Consider the following 18,759-nt stretch of genomic DNA (forward strand, 5'->3'; position numbering starts at 1 on the left):
GGCAAGCGATAAAGCCGAGTATTATAGCGGCGCCCTCTGTCTCCGGAGTTTCATTGAACATGACTGTCGCAAAAGCAGAAGTTGTCATCACCTATTGCACCCAATGCCAGTGGCTGCTGCGCGCTGCGTGGCTGGCGCAGGAGCTGCTCAGCACCTTCGGCGACGACCTCGGCAAAGTGTCACTGGTGCCGGGCACCGGCGGGGTGTTTCACATCACGTGTGATGGCGTACAGATCTGGGAGCGCAAGGCTGATGGCGGCTTTCCGGAAGCCAAGGTGTTGAAGCAGCGGGTGCGCGATCAGATCGATCCTGACCGCGACCTCGGTCATAACGACCGCCCTCAGTGAGACGCGGCTTCGGCGGCGACGGTTTTTTTGTCGGCATTGCCTGACATTCGCGCAGACACCACGATGGCGACGATGATCAGCGCACCGCCGAGCAGCATGCGTAAGGTCGGGTTCTCATCGAAGAGTAGCCAGGCGATCGTGATGCCGTAAACCGGTTCCATGGCGAACACCACAGCGGCGGTGCGTGCCTTGATCACTGCCAGACTGGCAACGAACAGACTGTGCGCGACGCCGGTGCAGAACACGCCGAGCAGGGCGATCCACAACCAGTCCAGCGCGCGCACTTCGCTCAGTTGCGGCGCCGCCACCGGCAGCAGACACAAAGCCACCACGACGTTTTGACAGAGCGCCGCCTGCACTGCCGGGATTCGTCCGGAGCTGGCGCGGTTGGTCAGCGACAACAAGGAAAACAGCAGCCCGGACAACACCGACCAAAGCAAGCCTATGGTCGCGCCGCTGCCGAGATCGAACGCGGGCGTTACCAGCACCAGACCGACGCTTACCAGCACCACCAGCAGAATCTCATTGGCGCGGATGCGCTCGCGAAAGATCAGCCCTTCGAGAATCACCGTGAACGCGGGGAAACTGGCAAAGCCAAGCGTCGCGATGGCTACACCCGCGACCTTTACCGAAAAGAAAAAACTTACCCAGTGCCCGGCCAGCAATACACCGCTGAGCACGAGACGCCGCCAGTCCACGGCCTGAAGTTTCTGCCAGCCGTGCTGGCTGGCGAATCGGGCAAAAAATGCCAGCGCGATGACGGCGAAAGCGGCACGTCCAAACACAATCACGGCAGGGGAGGCAGCGGCGAGTTTGCCGAACACGCCGGTCAGGCCGAACATCAAAGCGCCGATATGCAGGGCGCCGAGGGCGGTACGCGGAGTCATCGCAATCCTTCTATTCAAACCCAGTTTCAATGTAGGAGCTGCCGAAGGCTGCGATCTGTTGATTTTGTTTTTCCGATCAAGATCAAAAGATCGCAGCCTTCGGCAGCTCCTACATATTGAAACGTGAAGAAGCCCATAAATCTGTCGGCAAACTATCGTCCTTTGTCGCCAGCCTCGCGCCGCAACTGGCCCGGCGATGCGCCAAATTCGCGCAGCACCGCGGCCGCAAATGCACTTTGCGAGCTGTAGCCGACCCGACTGCCGATTTCGCCAATCGGCAGCACAGTCTCACGCAGCAGGGTCACAGCCTTGTGCAGGCGCCGACTGCGGATGTAATCCATCGGCGTCTGTCCGCATTCGGCCATGAAACGTGCATGCAGACGCGCACTGGACAACCCGGCGACCCGCGCCAGATCGGCGACTTGCAACGGGTGAGCAGCATGTTGCTCGATGTGCGCATCCAGCGCCGCGTAAGGCAGGCGCCGGGCGTTGAGTTCGGCAGGTTGCGCATGATTGAGGCTGGCCAGCAGCAACACCGCGCCTTGCTGTGCAATCAGCGGATCGCTGACCGGGTTGTTCGCCAGCCAACTGACCAACTGGCTTTGCCCGGAATTCAGCGACAGGCGCGCAGGGTTGTCGAGCAAACGACGGCTGGCCTCGGCATGGGCACCGAGAGAGTCCGTCAGCCATTGCCCGTCGGGGATATCCAGCACCAGACAATGGCTGCCTTGCGGACTGCCGCAAGCGTGATGAGCGCCGGATGGAATCACCACGAAACTCTGCTGACGCACCTGACTGCCACAGCCCTCGACCTCGAAATCCAGCGCGCCGGACAAGCCGAACACCAGTTGTGCATGGTCGTGGCTATGGACGATCAGGTCGTGAGTGTAATGACGCAGGGTGAGGATCGGTCGCATGGCAGGTCGTCTCCGAAGTGACCGACAGTCTACACCGGCGCCCCTTGAGTACGTTGTCACAGGACTGACTCACGCTTGTCATGGTCGATTAACCCGGCCGGTGCACTCTTGCGAAAACATCGCAGAGGGTTGCCCATGACCAGCGCCGAGCTCGCCAGACCCAGCCGCAAACAACGGGTGCGAACCTTGTGGATTTCCGACGTGCACCTGGGCACGCGGGATTGCCAGGCCGAGCATCTGTCGCAATTTCTCAAGGGCTATCACGCCGACAAGGTTTATCTGGTCGGCGACATCATCGACGGCTGGAAACTGCGCGGCGGCATGTACTGGCCGCAGGCACACACCAACGTGATCCGCCGCTTGCTGACCATGAGCAAGCGCGGCACCGAGGTGATCTACGTCACCGGCAATCACGATGAATTCCTGCGGCGTTACTCGAAGCTGATTCTGGGCAATATCCAGTTGGTCGACGAGGCCGTGCACGTCACGGCGGACGGTCGCCATTTGCTGGTGATACACGGTGACCAGTTTGATGTGATCACCCGCTATCACCGCTGGCTGGCCTTCCTCGGCGACTCGGCCTACGAAATTACCCTGACGCTCAATCGCTGGTTGAACCACTGGCGCGCGCGATATGGCTACGGTTACTGGTCGTTGTCGGCGTACCTGAAGCACAAGGTGAAGACGGCGGTGAGCTTTATCAGTGATTTTGAAGAAGCCATTGCCCATGAATGTGTGAAGCGCGAGTTGCACGGTGTGGTGTGCGGGCACATTCACCATGCCGAAATTCGCAAGGTCGGCGAGGTGGATTACCTTAACTGCGGCGATTGGGTGGAGTCGTGCACGGCGCTGATCGAGCATTGGGACGGCACGATCGAATTGTATCGACTGGCGGATGCGCAGGCGCGGGAGGCGCAGCTCAAGGCTGCCAAAGTTGCCGAACTCGCCTGAAAAGCAAAAGATCGCAGCCTTCGGCAGCTCCTACAGGGGGACACATTCCAATGTAGGAGCTGCCGAAGGCTGCGATCTTTTGATCTTAGGCCGTGGTGTGTTCTTCCATCGCCGCCTTGTAGATCGAATTCTTCGGCTGGGCAAACAAACGCTCCATCATCGGCTCAAAGAAGCTCAACGGCAGCGTGTCGTACTCCGGATCAAACGCCGCCGCATCGTATTTGGCGCAAAACTCGGCGGTCGCCTGAAACTGCGGGTGCTCCTTGAACTGCTCGCGCAGATGCCGATCCATGCCCAGATGATGAAAGAAGTAGTAACCCTGAAACACCCCGTGTTTCTCGACCATCCACAGGTTCTCGGCACTGACGAACGGCTTGAGAATCGCCGCCGCAATGTCCGGATGGTTGTACGAGCCTAACGTATCGCCAATATCGTGCAGCAGGGCGCAAACCACATATTCCTCGTCACGGCCATCGCGAAAGGCGCGGGTGGCGGTTTGCAGCGAGTGGGTCAGGCGATCCACCGGGAAACCGCCGAAATCACCTTCGAGTAATTTCAGGTGGGTGGTAATGCGTGCTGGCAACTGCTTGGCGTAGGCGCTGAAGTCTGCGGCGATAATCGCCCAGTCTTCCTGGGTGCCATCCTGCATATGGGTGAAGCGGGCACTGGCGTTCATTGGCAATCCTCGTTGTTGCTTGTTTTTTAGAACGCCACGCGACCCAGAATCATGTCGCGGTACATGACGAAGTCGCCCAGCAGGCTATAAAGCGGATGCTGGAACGTCGCCGGTCGGTTCTTTTCAAAGAAGAAATGCCCCGCCCACGCGAAGCTGTAACCCGCCAGCGGCAGGGCCAACAACAGCAGCCACGCGCCTTTGGCGATGGTCAGCGCGAGAATGAAAATAACCAGGGTCGTGCCAATGAAATGCAGGCGACGGCAGGTGCTGTTGCTGTGCTCGCTGAGGTAATACGGATAGAACTCAGCGAAGCTGTTGAATTGTTTGATGTTTTCCACGACTGCGTTCTCTGTGGTTATTGTTCTGGCGACGAGTTGTGCTGCGGGTAGCTTATTTGAGTCTAGAGTGAACATTGGTGTGGGCCAGTGACAATCGGCGCCACTTTAGTATCCTTCGCAAATCAGGCCGTAGCATGCGGCCCCTCATGTAAAAGAAAAACACCATGAGCGAACGAACGACTTCTGCAAGCTGGGCGATGGGGATTGTCAAAGCATTGGAGATGGACGGCCTGGATTGCCGGGTTCTGTTCAAGCAACTGGGGCTTGATTACTCGGCCCTGGATGATCCGGATGCGCGTTTCCCGCAAGACTCCATGACCCGGCTCTGGCAACGGGCGGTGGAGGTGTCAGGCAATCCGGCCATCGGTCTGAACATGGGCAAAGTGGTGCGCCCGGCGTCGTTTCATGTCGCCGGTTACGCGCTGATGTCCAGTAATACCCTAGTCGAAGGCTTTCAACGGCTGGTGCGCTATCAACGAATCATCGCCGAAAGCGCCGACCTGAGTTTTCGTCTGCTGGATGAAGGCTACGCGCTGATTCTGACGGTGCACGGCGATCATCTGCCGCCCACCCGGCAAAGCGCCGAAGCGTCGCTGGCCTGCGCGCTCGCCCTGTGCGGCTGGCTGAGCGGGCGCACGCTGCATCCGGTCAAGGTGTTGCTGCAGGGCGATGAGCCGGCTGATCTGCAACCCTACAAACACGCTTTCCATGCGCCGCTGGTGTTCAGCGCGCCTTACGATGCGCTGATCTTCGAACGCGCTGACATGGAGGCGCCGCTGCCCACCGCCAACGAGGCCATGGCGCTGCTGCACGATCGCTTTGCGGGAGAGTACCTGGCGCGGTTTTCCGAAAGCCGCGTGACCCACAAGGCGCGGCAGGTGCTGTGTCGGTTATTGCCTCAGGGTGAGCCCAAGCGCGATACGGTGGCGCAGACTCTGCACCTGTCGCAACGCACGCTGCAACGAAGGCTGCAGGAGGAGGGCACGAGTTTTCAGCAGTTGCTCGATGACACCCGCCGCGAACTGGCCGAACAGTACCTGGCGCAGCCGAGCATGACCCTGCTGGAAATCGCCTATCTGTTGGGCTTTGCCGATCCGAGCAACTTCTTTCGTGCCTTCCGTCGCTGGTTCGACAGCACGCCCGGTGATTACCGGGCGCGGTTGGCCAAGGCGCCCAACGCCGTCAGTGACGCCAAAAGGCCGGTATACACAGTACAAACACCGTAATGATTTCCAGTCGGCCGAGCAGCATGCCGGCCGACAGGATCCACTTCGCGGCATCCGGCAGGGTGGCGAAGTTGCCCGCCGGGCCAATGGTCTCGCCAAGGCCGGGGCCAACGCCGGACACGGTGCTGGCGGCGCCGGTCAGCGCGGTCATCCAGTCCACGCCCAGCAGCGACAGGAGCAGGGCGATCACGCAGATGGTGATGGCGAAGAAGAACGAAAACGTCAGAATCGAACGCACGATCTCTTCGTCGAGCCGGTGACCGTTGTACTTCTGCTTGATCACCGCACGGGGATGGATCAGCTGATTAAGGTTGGCCTTGAGCAGGATGTAGGCGACCTGGAAGCGGAAGATCTTGATCCCGCCCGCCGTCGACCCGGAGCAGCCGCCGACAAAACCCAGATAGAAGAACAACATCAACGAGAAGTTGCCCCACAGGCTGTAGTCGCCGAGGGCAAAACCGGTGGTGGTCAGCACTGACGTCACGTTCAGCGCCACATGGCGCAGCGCATCCAGCCAATGCAGTTGGGTCGTCCACCAGTACCAGGTGCCGAGCACCAGCCAGGTCACCAGCAACATCGCCAGCATGCCCTGCACCTGCTGATCCTTGATCAACGCTTGGCGATTGCCGCGCATCGTCGCCACGTACAGGGTGAACGGCAGGCTGCCGAGAATCATGATGACGATCGCCACCCAGTGCACCGCCGGTTGCGTCCACTTGGCCAGGGATTGGTCGGAGGTCGAGAATCCCCCCGTGGAAATAGCCGACATCGCATGATTGATAGCGTCGAACAGACTCATCCCGGCCCACCAGAACGCCAGGCTGCCGAGGATGGTGATGCCGACATACGCCCCCACGATCAGCCGCGCCACCATGTGCGAGCGGGGCATGACCTTTTCCGAGCGATCCGACGATTCGGTCTGGAACAGGCGCATGCCACCGATTCGCAGCAGCGGCAGAATCGCGACCGCCATGCCGATAAAGCCGATGCCGCCTATCCAGTGCAGCAGCGAACGCCACATCAGAATCCCCGGGGACATGTTGTCGAGGCCGTTAAGCACGGTAGCGCCGGTCGCGGTAATGCCGGACATGCTTTCAAAAAACGAGTCGGTGTAGCTGATGTGCTGAGTCAGCAGGAACGGCAGCGCGGCAAAAATACACACCACCAGCCAACTGCTGACGGTCAGCAGGTACATGTCACGCGGGCGCAGGTGAATGTGTTCAGGGCGGCCCGGAATCACCAGTGCGAGGCCGGCAACGAAGGTGATCATGCTCGCCCAGAGGAACGACGGCAGATCGCCGGTGCGGTCGAAAATCACCAGGGTGGCCATCGGCACGACCATGGCAATTGCCAGAGTGATCAGGAAGATGCCGATGATGAAACCAATGATCCGTAAGGTCGGCAACGCCATGAAGTCTGCTCGGGCTGATAGGGGAAGGGCGCCATTCTACCCGTGGGGCAGGGCATGTAAACCGGCATCCTTTTGGCAGATACCGCTAGAATAGCCGCATATTTTTTTCAGGAGGTGGCCGATGCAGGCTCTCGACGCTTTGCTCAACCGTGTTTCCGTTCCACGACTGGTCGAACCGGCCCCCACCGCGCAGCAGCGCGAAGCCCTGTTTGCCGCCGCGTTACGTGCGCCGGATCACGGGCACTTGCAGCCGTATCGCTTTTTGACCGTCGAAGGCGCTGCGCGCGAGCAGATGGGCGAACTGTTGGCTGAAGCTGCGCAAAAGCAGGAAGGCGAAATCACCGAAGCCATGATCGACAAGGCGCGCAACGGCCCGCTGCGTGCGCCGCTGGTGGTTGTGGTGATCGCCAAACTGCAGGAACACGTCAAGTACCCGAAGGCCGAGCAGTTGCTGGCAGCCGGGTGTGCGGCTCACGGGATTTTGCTGGCGGCGTATGCGCAGGGGATTGGTGCAGTCTGGCGCACCGGTGATCTGGCGTATTCGCAGCATGTAGCGAAAGGCTTGGGGTTGGTAGAGGGCGAGGAGGTGATTGCGTTCCTGTACCTCGGTACACCGCAGAAAGAGCCGCGGGTGGCGGAGAAGGTTGATCTGGCCGAGTTTGTCAGCGCTTGGCCTGCCAGTTCCTGACACACCGCGATCGCGAGCAGGCTCACTCCTACAGGTTTTAATCAGGGCTGGACGACAGCCCCCGGCACCAGCGGCAATTCCATACTGGCCACAAACCCGCCGTCAGGATGATTGGCCAGCACCAGACTTCCGCCATGCCGCTCCGCCGCACGCCTTGCAATCGCCAGGCCCAGCCCATGACCCGCCGCCGTCTGCCCCGGCGCTCGATAAAACGGCTCACCCAACTGACTCAGGTGTTCGGCCTGAACCCCCGGGCCATGATCGCGCACACTGACCACAATCCGCTCACCCTGACGCGAGGCCTGCATTTCAATCGCCTGACCCTGCGGATTGAAGCGCTGCGCATTGCGTAGCAGGTTGTCCACGGCGCGCTCGATCATGGTCGGCCAGCCTTTCAGACTCAGCTGCGGCTCGATATCCAATCGTACGGTCTGTTCCGGCGATGCCAACTGCGCATCCTTTTGCAGGGCGCTCAGCAACGTATTCAAATCCACGTCTTCAGCGCTGGCGTTGTCGGCATCGACCCGTGCCAGCACCAGAATTTCACTGATCAGCGCTTCCAGGCGATCGCATTCGCGAGTTAGTCGTGGCCAGAGTTTTTCGCGTTCTTCAGGGTTGGCCCGTTCTGCCAGTGCCAAGGCAATTCGCAGCCGCGCCAGCGGTGAACGCAGTTCATGAGAGACGTCGCGCAACAACTGACGCTGACTGCCGATCAGGCTTTGCAGGCGCGCACCCATGCGGTTGAAGTCGTTGGCGAGCACGCCGAACTCATCGCGGCGGTTGGCCAGTTTGGCCAGGCTGTTCTGCTGATAAGTAGCCTGCCCCAGATCATGCACCGCGCCGCGCAAACGGCTGAGCGGACGGGTGATGGAGAAAGTTACCAGCAAGCTGAACAGGGTCAGTACCACCAGCGCAATGCCCAGCGCACTCAATGGCCAGAGCAGGCTTTCGCGGTGCCAGGAGTCGAGTTCGGGGTGTGGGATGCGGTAGATGAACAGGTAGGTATCACCGGTTTTTTCACTGGTGAACTCATCGGTCAGGCGCCGCCAAGGCAGGCGTCGGTCATCGTTGTTCTGGCGGGCTTCGAAGGCTGCGGCGCGACGGGGAAAGGTACCGCGCACCACCGGGTCACCGCTTTCGTTCAGCACTTGAACGTCGATGTGGTACTGGCGTTTGCGTTGTTGGAGGATGTCCTGAGCGGCTTCTTCGCCTTGTGCTTCGTAGCTCTGCGTCCACTCAGCCGCGAGGGTGTTGAGGCCCGGATGGCGACTGAGGATCCACGCGTCCTGATTGAGCATGTGCCCCAACAGAATGGACAGCCCGGCAACCAGAGCAATGGCCAGCCAGAAGCTTGCGAGAATACGCCAGAACAATGACCGCACAGAAAATCCTCAATCAAACGCGTAACCCCTGTAGGCGCAGCGTGCCGCAGCTCCTGCAGGGGGCGGATGTGAACAGGCCCGACGGTGTTAGCCGTCGGGCCTGTGGTTAAAACATTATTGCGCTTTTTGCGGCTGTTGCGCTTTCCACGCCTTGAACTCAGCCCATTCGGCGCGACGCTCGGCCTTTTTCTTCTGAATCTCGTCGAATTTCTTCTGTTGATCCGGTTTCAGCACGGCGCGGACATCGGCCTCGGCTTTCTTGTGATTGGCCGCCACCTCGTCCTTCATGGCTTTCTGGTCAGCCGGCGAGAGTTTTTCCAGGTACTTGTCGACCACTTGCTTACGCTCGTGCATCTGCTCGCCCATGATCTTGCGGATCTGCTCGCGTTGTTCGCGGGACAGGTCGAGTTGGCTGTACGGGCCTTTGCCGTGCATGCCGTGCATCTGACCGCCGTGGCGTGGGCCGTCGAGCGGGCCATCCATCGGACCGCCGTCTTGCGGCATGGCCATGGCGACGGTTGGCAGAGCGGCAGCGAACATCAGAGCGATAAGAGTCTTGCGCATGGTGTATCTCCTTGTCTCGTTCCCGGTACGTTCCGGATGAGTTCAGATTACGCAGATCAAGGTCAGCGGCGGTCAGCGCTATGTAAAGCTTGGGTAAACACGATTTGTCATCAACCTTACAAACATCCCCCTGTGTAGGAGCTGCCGAAGGCTGCGATCTTTTGATTTTGCTTTTCACAAACAAGATCAAAAGATCGCAGCCTTCGGCAGCTCCTACAGGGGACGTCGTTTTATCGAGCATCCTCGTTTGTGGAGGTCAGAGGCAGTAGAAGTAACCGCGGCTGCGCAGGGCAACGATGCGCGGGCGCCCGTCGGGGTGCGGGCCGATTTTTTTGCGCAGGTTGCTGACGTGCATGTCGAGGCTGCGGTCGTACAGGGTCAGCTTGCGGCCGAGGGCGATCTGCGCCAGTTCCTGTTTGTCCAGCGGCTCGCCGGGTTGCTTGAGCAACGCTTCGAGCAGACGGCTTTCGGAAACGGTGAGGGTCAGTTCTTTCTCGTCGATGCTGACCACGCCGCGCACCGGGCTGAAACTCAAGTCGCCCAGCTCAAGCTGCGTCGACACGGCGGCCGGGTGGCTGCGGCGCAGTACGGCGCGCAGGCGAGCGGTCAGCTCACGCGGATCACACGGTTTTGCCAGGTAGTCGTCAGCACCCAGTTCCAGACCGAGGATGCGGTCCAGCGGTTCGCCACGGGCCGAGAGCATCAACACCGGCATATCGGCGTGATCGTTGCGCAATTGCTTGAGCAGTTCCAGACCGCTGCCATCGGGCAGCATCACGTCCAGCACCACTGCCGCCGGGGCCGCTTCGGCCAAGGCCTTGCGGGCGCTCTGGCCATCGTGGCAGGCACGTACCTGGAAGCCTTCCTGGCTCAGCCAACTGCTCAGGAGCTCACACAGCTCCTGGTCATCATCAATAATTAACAGCTCGCTCATGACTCACTCAATTTAACCATTGCCGACGTTTTCGGCTTGCGCCACTGGCAAAGATACCGCAGAGCAGCGCCAATAGCGCTACTCCGGCGCCAGTGACGAACCACTGCTGCTGATCGGTCAACAAGCGCGGCAGCGGGCTGGCCTGGGCTTCCTTGAGTTGCAGCTTGAGGCGCTGGTTCTCTTGGCGCAACCGGGCGAGCTGAGCGCTTTCACGTTGGTTGTCGGCATTTTGCAGTTGTTTGCTCAGTTCTTCCCGCTGCTGCTCGCTTGTTTTGAGGCGCTGTTGCAACTCGGTGATCTGGCTGCCGGCACTTAATGACAATGGCGTGGAGCTGCCGCCTTCGGTGGTTTCATCACCATGGGCGGGCGCCATGATCGACAACGTGACCAACATCAGACACAACGGACCCTTGCGCATCGCGACACCTGTTTCCAAATGGATATTGGGCAGGTTGTCGGCAGGCAAACGAGAATAATGAGCGATTGAGAGCTGCAGGAACCAGGAAGGTTCATTGCGCCGGAGCAGACGTGTTTTTGGTGCTGGTGATTTTGTGATGCAGGGGGCTTGGCAGGACAAGGGACTTGGGGGGGGGGGGGCAGGTGACTTTGTGGTGCAAGGGAATTGATGGTGCAGGTGACTTTGTGGCGAGGGGATTTATTCCCGATGGGCTGCGAAGCAGTCCTGAAAAAGGAGTATGCGGTGTGTCAGGCACACCGCATCGAATGGCTTTTGGGGCGGCTTCGCCACCCATCGGGGATAAATCCCCTCACCACAGGAATCCCCTTTGCAACAGGGCTCTCCCTTGCCAAAGGAATCCCCTTTGCAACAGAGGTCTCCCTTGCCACAGGAATCCCCTTTGTCACAGCAATCCTGTAAGGGCCTGACTCAGCGTTAAGGCAGGACTTGCTTGAACGGCTTCACGACCACGTTGGCATAAACGCCTGCCGCGATGTACGGATCGGCATCTGCCCAGGCTTGTGCGGCGCTCAGGGAGTCGAACTCGGCGACGATCAGGCTGCCGGTGAAACCCGCTGCGCCTGGATCATTGCTGTCGACGGCCGGGTGCGGGCCGGCCAATACGATGCGGCCCTCGCCCTTGAGCACTTGCAGGCGTTCCAGATGCGCAGGGCGCGCGGCCAGGCGAGCTTCCAGTGAATTGGCGACGTCGGTGGCAATGATGGCGTAGAGCATGTCAGTCCTCGGTTTTTGGTGTTGTGGTATCGGCGTCATGCAGGTGACGGGACAGGTAAATGCCCTGTGCGACCAGGAACAGCACGGTCATGCCCAGGCTGCCGAACACCTTGAAGTCCACCCAGATGCTCTGGAAGGTAAAGGCGACGAACAGGTTGGCGGCCCCGCAGAACAGGAAAAAGGCGATCCAGGCGATGTTCAGGCGGGTCCAGACCGGATCCGGCAGGGTCAGCGCGTGGCCCATGATGCGTTTGATCAGCAGGCGGTCACCGATGAAGTGGCTGCCGATGAAGGCGACGGCGAACAGCCAGTTGACCACCGGGGCTTTCCATTTCAGGAAGGTCTCGCTGTGGAACGCCAGCGTCAGGCTGCCGAACACGAGGCAGGCGATCAGGGTCAGCCATTGGCTCTTTTCCAGCTTGCGCTGTTGGATGAAAAGCGCGCCGTAGACCACCAGGGAGCTGATGATCAGCATCGCGGTGGCGCTGTAAATACCGCCTACAGTCACTTCATGGCCAGCGATGTCGACGACCCGTGGATCAAGTTTGTAAACGATGAAGAACAGCAAAAGCGGGATGAAATCGATGAATTGTTTCACAGTGAGAGCCAGAAGCTGGATGTGGCGGCATAATAACAAACATATGGGCGCGCGATAGCGCCCGCTGATTTGAGGTTACAACTCCCCGTGAATGTTGATTTGCACTGCCATAGCACGGCCTCCGATGGCGCCCTGGCGCCTGCGGTTCTGGTTGCGCGTGCGTTCGAGAACGGCGTGCGAGTCCTGGCCCTGACCGACCACGACACCCTCGAAGGCCTTGCCGAAGCGCGCACGGCCGCGACCGAACTGGGGATGCAACTGGTCAACGGCGTCGAGTTGTCCTGCACATGGGGCGGGGCGACCATTCATGTGTTGGGTTACGGTTTCGACGTCAACGCCGCGCCGTTGGTCGACGCGATTGCCAAATTGCACGATGGCCGTTGGCTGCGGTCGGAAGAAATAAGCCGCAAGCTCGCCCTCAAGGGCATGCCCGGTGCCCTCGACGGCGCAAGGCAGATCCAGCAGGAACTGGGCGACAGCGGCAACGCCCCGGCCCGTCCGCATTTCGCCGACTGGATGGTGCGTGAAGGTTTTGTAAAGGATCGCGCGGAGGCCTTCCGCAAGTGGCTCGGCGCCGGCAAGCTGGGCGACGTCAAGCAGCACTGGCCAACGCTTGAAGACACCGTTGGCACACTGCGCGCTGCTGGTGCCTGGGTCAGCCTGGCGCATCCGTGGCACTACGATTTCACCCGCAGCAAACGCCGAAAGCTGATTGCCGACTATATTCAAGCAGGCGGGCATGCAATCGAGGTGGTCAATGGCCATCAGCCCGCGGAACAGGTGGGCAGCCTGGCAATCCTTGCCCGTGAGTTCGGTCTGCTGGTCAGCGCCGGCAGTGATTTTCATGGCCCTGGAGGTTGGTCCGAGATCGGCCAGTACCGGCCGGTTCCGGAGGACCTTCCACCCCTGTGGTGTCGGTTCAAACATGACACAGTTATTGCCGCCGTCTGAACAGGTAGAGAACGTGAGTCAATTTTTCCAGATACATCCGGAAAACCCGCAAGCGCGCCTGATCAAACAGGCGGTCGAGATCATCCGCAAGGGCGGGGTGGTGATTTATCCAACGGACTCTTCTTACGCCATTGGTTGCCAAATCGGCGACAAGACGGCCATTGAGCGCGTTCGACGCCTGCGTCAGCTCGACGAAAAGCACAATTTCGCGCTGATCTGCAGCGACCTGTCGCAACTGGGCAACTACGCCAAGATCGACACCGGCACTTTCCGCATTCTCAAGGCGCATTTGCCAGGGCCGTACACCTTCATTCTCAACGCCACCCGTGAAGTGCCGCGCCTGTTACTGCACCCGAAGAAGCGCACCATTGGTCTGCGCGTTCCCAGCCATCCGATCGCCCTGGCGCTGCTGGCCGAGCTCGGCGAGCCGCTGATGAGCGTGACGCTGATCATGCCCGGTGATGAAGATCCACTGACCGATCCATACGAAATGCGTCAATTGCTTGAGCATCAAGTGGACCTGATCATCGACGGCGGTTTTGGCGGCATCAAGGCCTCCACCGTGATCGACCTGACCGGCGACGACCCTGAAGTGGTCCGCGTCGGTTGTGGCGATCCGACCCCGTTCATGGTCGAGGCCTGAATGTCCGCAGTGGAAACCGTTGCCGATCCCCAGGCCGGCGCGCAGCAGGAGCTGCCGTTCGCCATGGTCTATGGCCAGGCGGTCATGGAAATGCCGCTGGACCTGTACATTCCGCCGGATGCGCTGGAAGTCTTTCTTGAGGCCTTTGAAGGCCCGCTCGACCTGCTGCTGTACCTGATCCGCAAACAGAACATCAACATCCTAGACATCCCGGTGGCGGAAATCACTCGCCAGTACATGGGCTACGTCGAGTTGATGCAGTCGGTGCGTCTGGAGCTGGCCGCCGAGTATCTGGTGATGGCCGCGATGCTCGCCGAGATCAAATCGCGCATGCTTCTGCCACGGGCCGAAACCGTCGAGGCGGAAGAGGACGACCCGCGCGCCGAACTGATCCGTCGCCTGCAGGAGTACGAGCGTTTCAAGGCTGCTGCTGAAGGCATCGACGGCTTGAGCCGGGTTGGCCGTGATGTGGTCGTGCCCAAGCTCGACGCCCCCGAAGCCCGGGCGCGCAAGCTGTTGCCCGACGTGGCGCTGGAAGAGATTTTGATGTGCATGGCCGAAGTGCTGCGCCGTGGCGACATGTTTGAAAGCCATCAGGTCAGCCGTGAAGCGCTGTCCACCCGCGAACGCATGAGCGATGTGCTGGAGCGGCTCAAGGGCGGCGGTTTTGTGCCGTTCGTCGAGCTGTTTACCGCCGAAGAAGGTCGCCTGGGTGTGGTGGTGACCTTTATGGCGATCCTTGAACTGGTCAAGGAATCCTTGGTCGAGCTGGTGCAGAATGAGCCGTTCGCCGCGATCCACGTGCGAGCCCGAGCCGAATAACGAGTCGAAACATGAACCTGACTGAACCCCGCGAGCTGGCGCCCCTGCTTGAAGCCTTTCTGTTGGCCTCGGGAAAGCCGCAATCCCTTGAGCGCCTTTTTGAACTGTTCGAAGAAGGCGAACGACCTGAACCGGCAGTCTTCAAGAAAGCCCTGACCCTGTTGGGCAAGTCCTGCGAGGGCCGGGCGTTCGAGCTCAAAGAGGTCTCGTCCGGCTATCGCTTGCAGATCCGCGAGAAGTTTTCGCCGTGGGTCGGGCGCCTGTGGGAAGAGCGGCCGCAGCGTTATTCCCGGGCCTTGCTGGAAACCATCGCGCTGATCGCCTATCGCCAGCCGATCACCCGTGGCGAGATCGAAGATGTACGGGGCGTGGCGGTCAACAGCAACATCGTCAAAACCCTGCTCGAACGCGAATGGATCCGCGTCGTCGGCTACCGCGATGTGCCCGGCAAACCGGCGATGTTCGCCACTACCAAGGGTTTTCTCGATCACTTCAACCTGAAAAATCTGGAAGATCTGCCACCGCTGGCCGAATTGCGCGAGATGGAAGCCGACCCGATCCTCGATTTCGACGATGCCCCGGTGCCGCAAGGCTTGCAGGAACTGGCCGACGCCAGCGCCGAGCCAGAGGAAGAGAAAGAGGAGACCAGTTTCCATACGCTGTTGCTGGAGCTGGACAGCATGGAGGAGGGGATCAAGACCGACTTCGACGATTTGTTGCGTGATGGCGCCGATGTCGAAACGCCGTCGACCGAAGCAGAAACCCAGATCGAGCCCGAGATCAAGCCCGAGATCGCCGAGCCGACGATTGAAGTTGAACTAGAAGAAGAGCCGCAAGCCGAACCTGAAGAGGACATTCTGGGAGTAGCCGAAGCACGGGAAAAACTGCTCGCTGCCGTGGCGGCTCTGGAACAGTCCGCGCCAGAACCCGAACCGGAACTCAGCGAAGAAGAAGCCGAAGCCCGTGCCCTGGCCGAAGCCATCGAAGCCGAACGCCGCGAGTTCGAGGACTGAGGTGAAGCTGAAAAGATCGCAGCCTGCGGCAGCTCCTACAGGGTTACGCATTCCAATGTAGGAGCTGCCGAAGGCTGCGATCTTTTGATCTTTCAAAGGTGCCCTGATGAGCTCAACCAAAGACCCCTGCATCAGCCTCTGCAAATTCACCGACGACATCTGCCTCGGTTGTGGGCGCAGCAAGCGCGAAATCAAGGCCTGGAAGAAACTCGACAAGGACGACAAGCGCACCGTACTGGCCGAAGCCGCGTTGCGCCTGATCAAACTCGGTGGCGCCGGTCGGCGGAAAAAGAAATAACCTTGGCCTGATCGACTAGTCTCTGATGCGCGATGCCGCACATCCGCGTATGATTCGCGACCCTTCGCCGATCCCTTCGGTGAAGAACCCAGATTTTTATGCTTCAGACGCCCAGCTCAGGACGGCTGAACAGACCACACCGGGAGGTGCCCAGATGAGTGACATCAATCAGAAAGACGACCAGGAAATCGGCCCAGCAGGCGAAAAACTGCAGAAAGTCCTCGCCCGTATCGGCGTCGGCTCGCGCCGTGACGTGGAAGCCTGGATCACCCAGGGCCGGATCAAGGTCAATGGCAAAGACGCCACCCTCGGTCTGCGCGTCGACATTCTCGACGCCATCACCATTGATGGCAAAGTGATCAAGCGTGAAGAAGCTGCCGAATCGGTGCGCCGCGTGATCATGTACAACAAACCCGATGGCGAGATCTGCACCCGTGACGACCCGGAAGGACGTCCGACCGTGTTCGACAAGCTGCCGCGTCCGAAAGAAGGGCGCTGGATCAACATCGGTCGTCTCGACATCAACACCACCGGTTTGCTGATGTTCACCACTGATGGTGAGCTGGCCAACCGTCTGATGCACCCGTCCTACGAGATGGACCGCGAGTACGCCGTACGTGTACGCGGTGAAGTCGATGACGAAATGATCGAACGTCTGAAGGCAGGCGTGGTGCTGGAAGACGGTCCGGCCAGGTTCACCGACATCAAGCAGGCGCCGGGTGGCGAAGGCTTCAACCACTGGTATCACTGCGTGGTGATGGAAGGTCGTAACCGTGAGGTTCGTCGTCTGTGGGAATCCCAGGGCCTGGTGGTCAGCCGTCTGAAGCGCGTGCGTTTCGGTCCGGTGTTCCTCAACTCCGATCTGCCGATGGGCCGCTGGCGCGAAATGAGCCAGTACGAAGTCGACATTCTGAGTGCTGAAGTGGGTCTGACACCGGTTGCGATGCCGCAACTGAACGCCAAGAGCAAAGACAAGCTTGAGCGTTTGCAGCGCAAATCGTCGCGCCCGATGGGCAAGACCGAGCGCGTGCGTACGCTGCGTCCAGCCGCTGGCGCTCCGACCGGCCCGCGTCCATCGCGCGAGCCGCACATCGAAGGCGAGCGTCCGGCCCGCAAGCCGGTTGCCCGTGACGGCGAGCGCGCTCCGCGTCCGGCCAACGGTCGCACCGAGCGTGGCGAACGTGGTGCACCTGCCGGTCGTGGCACGCCAGTGGCGGATCGTCCAGCGGACACCACCAACAAGCGTCCGGCCAAGCCTGCACCGAAGCGTCCGGGGATCAAACTGGCCGACGACAAGCCATCGGGCAAGCGTCGCGGCGCACCGGCAGGTTCCGGCCAGCGTCCGGGTTTCGGTCGCAAGAAACCGGAATAAGGCAGCTGTGAGCTTCTAGCGACAAGCTTCAAGCTGAAGCAGAAACGCCAACCGCAGGGTTGGCGTTTTTTTTCGTCTGGCGAAAGGTATGTGGTGCTTTTGAGGGCCTCATCGCTGGCAAGCCAGCTCCCACAGGTTTTTGTTGCGTTGCATAAATCCTGTTAACACCGCAGATCCCTGTGGGAGCTGGCTTGCCAGCGATTAGGCCAATGCAGCCCGATGATTTCCAGGATCAGAACACAAACCGCCCATCAAACACCGGCTTGTCATCCAGCGCCAACACCCCTCCGGAGAAGATCAGGTCCAGGTGATGGCTGCCCTTGGCCCCGCCACCGAGCCCCAGATGCAAGCCACAATGGCGTTCCTCGAACCCGGCGTTGCGCGCATACAGGTCTTTCACGCCTTCGTTGGTGCCAATCCCCAGTTCCTCGATGCGCCGGTTCGACGGATTCGCATCCAGGTATTTGTTGAAGTCATGCTCCAGGCCCGGCACATCCGTGGCGATGCGGCTGATGGTCGAGTTTTCGATCCACAGTTCCAGCGGCGATTCCAGCACGCCGTACTTGCGCGCAAACGGAATGGTGCTGAGGAAGGTGCCCTTGAACTTCACATGGCCGTTGATTTCTTCGCTGTGGGTGGCGATTTCACCGGGGGCCAGGTCGAAGTTGCCGACGCCGTTGATGTCGGTCCACTTCTTGATGCTGCTCAGCGGCGCTTCAAACCGTGAGCCGTGGTCATCGGTAAAGCTCAGCGTGGTGGCATGCGACATGCGCTGGATCAAATGGCTGTTCAGGCCCGCGATGCGTTGCGGGGTAACGCTGAACGTATCGTAAAAATAATCGCCGTAATCCTTGAACAGCAGCGACTTCTTCCAGTTTTGCGCCATGACCGCTTGCAGCGCGCGGACAAACTCCGGGCCGTCGGGGCGCGGGTTGGGCAGGGTGGAAGAGTCGTAGAAGAAAATGTACAGATCGCTGTCGGTAATCGCCGAAGTCAGCGCTGCGGTGCTATCCAGGTCCAGTCGCCGGGCGCTGAAGCTGAAACGCGGATGATCGCCGGCCTGTTCGGCGATCGCGCCGGTCAGGGCTTCGTAATCAGCGGTGTGGCCGAGCAATACCTTCGCCGAGTCGAGGCCGGCGAGGGCTGGATGATGTTCGAGGTAGTAAAGGAAATGCGAGATCGCGCGGGGCTTATCCATGAGTCCTCCCTGACTGACCGTGAAGAAAGTGGCAGGCACGACCGGCCGGATCGTGCCTGCCCGGTGATGTCTTTACAGAGGCCACATCGCCGTGCCGAACGGAACGACCGCGTCGGCTTGCATCATTTCTACGGCGGCCTCGTGGGTCGGTGCTTCAAACCATTCGTCCAGTTGCAGTTCGCTATCCAAGTCTTTTTCCAATGCTTGCATGGTCGATCTCCTAGATGACTTTCACGGTTGTGACTGGCCGGTCGAGTTGGCCGGCAAGACGTGAAGAACCTAGTTCAGGGATTTTTATAATGCAAAAAATCATTCATTTAATTTTTAAATAGACTTTTTATTCTGTTTTTT

Annotated in this window: 23 protein-coding genes; 10 read left to right on the forward strand and 13 right to left on the reverse strand. The window is 59.9% G+C overall.

Features of this window, described 5'->3' with window-relative positions; all coding sequences use genetic code 11:
* Nucleotides 1-59 precede the first annotated feature (59 nt).
* Nucleotides 60-347 carry an Rdx family protein gene (locus ACA061_RS07070; RefSeq protein ID WP_210700870.1) on the forward strand — a complete coding sequence of 96 codons (288 nt, stop codon included), beginning with the start codon at nucleotides 60-62 and terminating at the stop codon, nucleotides 345-347.
* Here ACA061_RS07070 and ACA061_RS07075 read toward each other — a convergent pair.
* Together ACA061_RS07075 and ACA061_RS07080 are read right to left on the reverse strand one after the other, a co-directional pair.
* On the reverse strand, nucleotides 341-1,234 hold the full coding sequence (locus tag ACA061_RS07075; RefSeq protein WP_497300963.1) for a DMT family transporter: 894 nt from the start codon (nucleotides 1,232-1,234) through the stop codon (nucleotides 341-343). The two genes, ACA061_RS07070 and ACA061_RS07075, sit on opposite strands and share 7 nt — an antisense overlap.
* Before the next feature lie 152 nt (nucleotides 1,235-1,386).
* On the reverse strand, nucleotides 1,387-2,151 hold the full coding sequence (locus tag ACA061_RS07080; protein WP_497300965.1) for an AraC family transcriptional regulator: 765 nt from the start codon (nucleotides 2,149-2,151) through the stop codon (nucleotides 1,387-1,389).
* A 135-nt stretch (nucleotides 2,152-2,286) separates the two neighbouring features.
* On the opposite strand from ACA061_RS07080, the gene ACA061_RS07085 reads away from it, so the two are divergent.
* The gene (locus ACA061_RS07085; RefSeq protein WP_150602970.1) at nucleotides 2,287-3,102 is read left to right on the forward strand and encodes a UDP-2,3-diacylglucosamine diphosphatase; all 816 of its coding nucleotides are present in this window, start codon (nucleotides 2,287-2,289) and stop codon (nucleotides 3,100-3,102) included.
* An 85-nt stretch (nucleotides 3,103-3,187) separates the two neighbouring features.
* On the opposite strand, the gene ACA061_RS07090 is transcribed toward ACA061_RS07085, so the two are convergent.
* Nucleotides 3,188-3,778 (reverse strand): HD domain-containing protein, encoded by a 591-nt coding sequence (locus tag ACA061_RS07090; RefSeq protein ID WP_150618568.1) that lies wholly within the window; start codon nucleotides 3,776-3,778, stop codon nucleotides 3,188-3,190.
* A gap of 26 nt (nucleotides 3,779-3,804) precedes the next feature.
* Nucleotides 3,805-4,116, reverse strand: a complete 312-nt coding sequence (locus tag ACA061_RS07095; protein WP_150618569.1) for an Mpo1-like protein — start codon at nucleotides 4,114-4,116, stop codon at nucleotides 3,805-3,807.
* A 164-nt stretch (nucleotides 4,117-4,280) separates the two neighbouring features.
* Between ACA061_RS07095 and ACA061_RS07100 the strand changes: the two genes are divergently transcribed.
* Nucleotides 4,281-5,342, forward strand: coding sequence for an AraC family transcriptional regulator (locus ACA061_RS07100; protein ID WP_210553717.1), 1,062 nt, complete (start codon nucleotides 4,281-4,283; stop codon nucleotides 5,340-5,342).
* Here the strand turns inward: ACA061_RS07100 and ACA061_RS07105 are convergent.
* Nucleotides 5,299-6,753 (reverse strand): TrkH family potassium uptake protein, encoded by a 1,455-nt coding sequence (locus tag ACA061_RS07105; RefSeq protein ID WP_150602967.1) that lies wholly within the window; start codon nucleotides 6,751-6,753, stop codon nucleotides 5,299-5,301. The genes ACA061_RS07100 and ACA061_RS07105 overlap by 44 nt on opposite strands.
* A 121-nt stretch (nucleotides 6,754-6,874) precedes the next feature.
* Between ACA061_RS07105 and ACA061_RS07110 the strand changes: the two genes are divergently transcribed.
* A complete protein-coding gene (locus tag ACA061_RS07110) occupies nucleotides 6,875-7,441 on the forward strand; it encodes a nitroreductase family protein (protein WP_210553716.1) in 567 nt (188 codons plus the stop codon).
* 41 nt (nucleotides 7,442-7,482) lie between these two features.
* On the opposite strand, the gene ACA061_RS07115 is transcribed toward ACA061_RS07110, so the two are convergent.
* The 6 genes from ACA061_RS07115 to ACA061_RS07140 form a co-directional block, all read right to left on the reverse strand.
* Complete coding sequence (locus ACA061_RS07115; protein WP_497300969.1) at nucleotides 7,483-8,823, reverse strand: sensor histidine kinase; 1,341 nt, start codon at nucleotides 8,821-8,823, stop codon at nucleotides 7,483-7,485.
* A 114-nt stretch (nucleotides 8,824-8,937) separates the two neighbouring features.
* A complete protein-coding gene (locus ACA061_RS07120; RefSeq protein ID WP_497300971.1) occupies nucleotides 8,938-9,387 on the reverse strand; it encodes a Spy/CpxP family protein refolding chaperone in 450 nt (149 codons plus the stop codon).
* Between the two features lie 256 nt (nucleotides 9,388-9,643).
* Complete coding sequence (locus ACA061_RS07125; protein WP_497300973.1) at nucleotides 9,644-10,321, reverse strand: response regulator transcription factor; 678 nt, start codon at nucleotides 10,319-10,321, stop codon at nucleotides 9,644-9,646.
* Between the two features lie 7 nt (nucleotides 10,322-10,328).
* Nucleotides 10,329-10,739, reverse strand: coding sequence for an SH3 domain-containing protein (locus tag ACA061_RS07130; RefSeq protein ID WP_150602963.1), 411 nt, complete (start codon nucleotides 10,737-10,739; stop codon nucleotides 10,329-10,331).
* Between the two features lie 474 nt (nucleotides 10,740-11,213).
* Entirely contained in the window at nucleotides 11,214-11,513 is a 300-nt protein-coding gene (locus ACA061_RS07135; protein WP_096512859.1) for a YciI family protein, read from the reverse strand.
* A 1-nt stretch (nucleotide 11,514) separates the two neighbouring features.
* Nucleotides 11,515-12,111, reverse strand: coding sequence for a septation protein A (locus ACA061_RS07140; protein WP_150594295.1), 597 nt, complete (start codon nucleotides 12,109-12,111; stop codon nucleotides 11,515-11,517).
* A gap of 87 nt (nucleotides 12,112-12,198) precedes the next feature.
* Between ACA061_RS07140 and ACA061_RS07145 the strand changes: the two genes are divergently transcribed.
* From ACA061_RS07145 to rluB, 6 genes are all read left to right on the forward strand, one after another.
* Nucleotides 12,199-13,062, forward strand: a complete 864-nt coding sequence (locus tag ACA061_RS07145) for a PHP domain-containing protein (RefSeq protein WP_497300976.1) — start codon at nucleotides 12,199-12,201, stop codon at nucleotides 13,060-13,062.
* Between the two features lie 13 nt (nucleotides 13,063-13,075).
* A complete protein-coding gene (locus tag ACA061_RS07150) occupies nucleotides 13,076-13,705 on the forward strand; it encodes an L-threonylcarbamoyladenylate synthase (protein WP_041478985.1) in 630 nt (209 codons plus the stop codon).
* Nucleotides 13,706-14,527: a segregation and condensation protein A gene (locus ACA061_RS07155; protein WP_042558172.1), complete on the forward strand. Its 822-nt coding sequence runs from the start codon at nucleotides 13,706-13,708 to the stop codon at nucleotides 14,525-14,527. It begins immediately after the preceding gene.
* Nucleotides 14,528-14,538: 11 nt separating this feature from the next.
* Nucleotides 14,539-15,540 carry an SMC-Scp complex subunit ScpB gene (gene scpB, locus ACA061_RS07160; protein ID WP_497300978.1) on the forward strand — a complete coding sequence of 334 codons (1,002 nt, stop codon included), beginning with the start codon at nucleotides 14,539-14,541 and terminating at the stop codon, nucleotides 15,538-15,540.
* A gap of 106 nt (nucleotides 15,541-15,646) precedes the next feature.
* Nucleotides 15,647-15,838, forward strand: coding sequence for a DUF1289 domain-containing protein (locus ACA061_RS07165; protein ID WP_007919669.1), 192 nt, complete (start codon nucleotides 15,647-15,649; stop codon nucleotides 15,836-15,838).
* 154 nt (nucleotides 15,839-15,992) lie between these two features.
* Nucleotides 15,993-17,210, forward strand: coding sequence for a 23S rRNA pseudouridine(2605) synthase RluB (gene rluB, locus ACA061_RS07170; RefSeq protein WP_150594291.1), 1,218 nt, complete (start codon nucleotides 15,993-15,995; stop codon nucleotides 17,208-17,210).
* 232 nt (nucleotides 17,211-17,442) lie between these two features.
* Here the strand turns inward: rluB and ACA061_RS07175 are convergent, their stop codons facing one another.
* Nucleotides 17,443-18,408 carry a M29 family metallopeptidase gene (locus tag ACA061_RS07175; RefSeq protein ID WP_497300980.1) on the reverse strand — a complete coding sequence of 322 codons (966 nt, stop codon included), beginning with the start codon at nucleotides 18,406-18,408 and terminating at the stop codon, nucleotides 17,443-17,445.
* A 72-nt stretch (nucleotides 18,409-18,480) separates the two neighbouring features.
* On the reverse strand, nucleotides 18,481-18,618 hold the full coding sequence (locus ACA061_RS07180; RefSeq protein ID WP_042558177.1) for a hypothetical protein: 138 nt from the start codon (nucleotides 18,616-18,618) through the stop codon (nucleotides 18,481-18,483).
* Nucleotides 18,619-18,759 lie beyond the last annotated feature (141 nt).

The sequence above is a fragment of the Pseudomonas sp. LBUM1668 genome, assembly GCF_059695715.1.

Coding starts and splice junctions, on each gene's coding strand:
- ACA061_RS07155 (WP_042558172.1), top strand. CDS start 13,706: ATGTCCGCAGTGGAAACCGTTGCCGATCCCCAGGCCGGCGCGCAGCAG.
- ACA061_RS07180 (WP_042558177.1), bottom strand. CDS start 18,618: ATGCAAGCATTGGAAAAAGACTTGGATAGCGAACTGCAACTGGACGAA.
- rluB (WP_150594291.1), top strand. CDS start 15,993: ATGAGTGACATCAATCAGAAAGACGACCAGGAAATCGGCCCAGCAGGC.
- ACA061_RS07070 (WP_210700870.1), top strand. CDS start 60: ATGACTGTCGCAAAAGCAGAAGTTGTCATCACCTATTGCACCCAATGC.
- scpB (WP_497300978.1), top strand. CDS start 14,539: ATGAACCTGACTGAACCCCGCGAGCTGGCGCCCCTGCTTGAAGCCTTT.
- ACA061_RS07165 (WP_007919669.1), top strand. CDS start 15,647: ATGAGCTCAACCAAAGACCCCTGCATCAGCCTCTGCAAATTCACCGAC.
- ACA061_RS07120 (WP_497300971.1), bottom strand. CDS start 9,387: ATGCGCAAGACTCTTATCGCTCTGATGTTCGCTGCCGCTCTGCCAACC.
- ACA061_RS07105 (WP_150602967.1), bottom strand. CDS start 6,753: ATGGCGTTGCCGACCTTACGGATCATTGGTTTCATCATCGGCATCTTC.
- ACA061_RS07100 (WP_210553717.1), top strand. CDS start 4,281: ATGAGCGAACGAACGACTTCTGCAAGCTGGGCGATGGGGATTGTCAAA.
- ACA061_RS07080 (WP_497300965.1), bottom strand. CDS start 2,151: ATGCGACCGATCCTCACCCTGCGTCATTACACTCACGACCTGATCGTC.
- ACA061_RS07125 (WP_497300973.1), bottom strand. CDS start 10,321: ATGAGCGAGCTGTTAATTATTGATGATGACCAGGAGCTGTGTGAGCTC.
- ACA061_RS07085 (WP_150602970.1), top strand. CDS start 2,287: ATGACCAGCGCCGAGCTCGCCAGACCCAGCCGCAAACAACGGGTGCGA.
- ACA061_RS07175 (WP_497300980.1), bottom strand. CDS start 18,408: ATGGATAAGCCCCGCGCGATCTCGCATTTCCTTTACTACCTCGAACAT.
- ACA061_RS07110 (WP_210553716.1), top strand. CDS start 6,875: ATGCAGGCTCTCGACGCTTTGCTCAACCGTGTTTCCGTTCCACGACTG.
- ACA061_RS07135 (WP_096512859.1), bottom strand. CDS start 11,513: ATGCTCTACGCCATCATTGCCACCGACGTCGCCAATTCACTGGAAGCT.
- ACA061_RS07090 (WP_150618568.1), bottom strand. CDS start 3,778: ATGAACGCCAGTGCCCGCTTCACCCATATGCAGGATGGCACCCAGGAA.
- ACA061_RS07130 (WP_150602963.1), bottom strand. CDS start 10,739: ATGCGCAAGGGTCCGTTGTGTCTGATGTTGGTCACGTTGTCGATCATG.
- ACA061_RS07075 (WP_497300963.1), bottom strand. CDS start 1,234: ATGACTCCGCGTACCGCCCTCGGCGCCCTGCATATCGGCGCTTTGATG.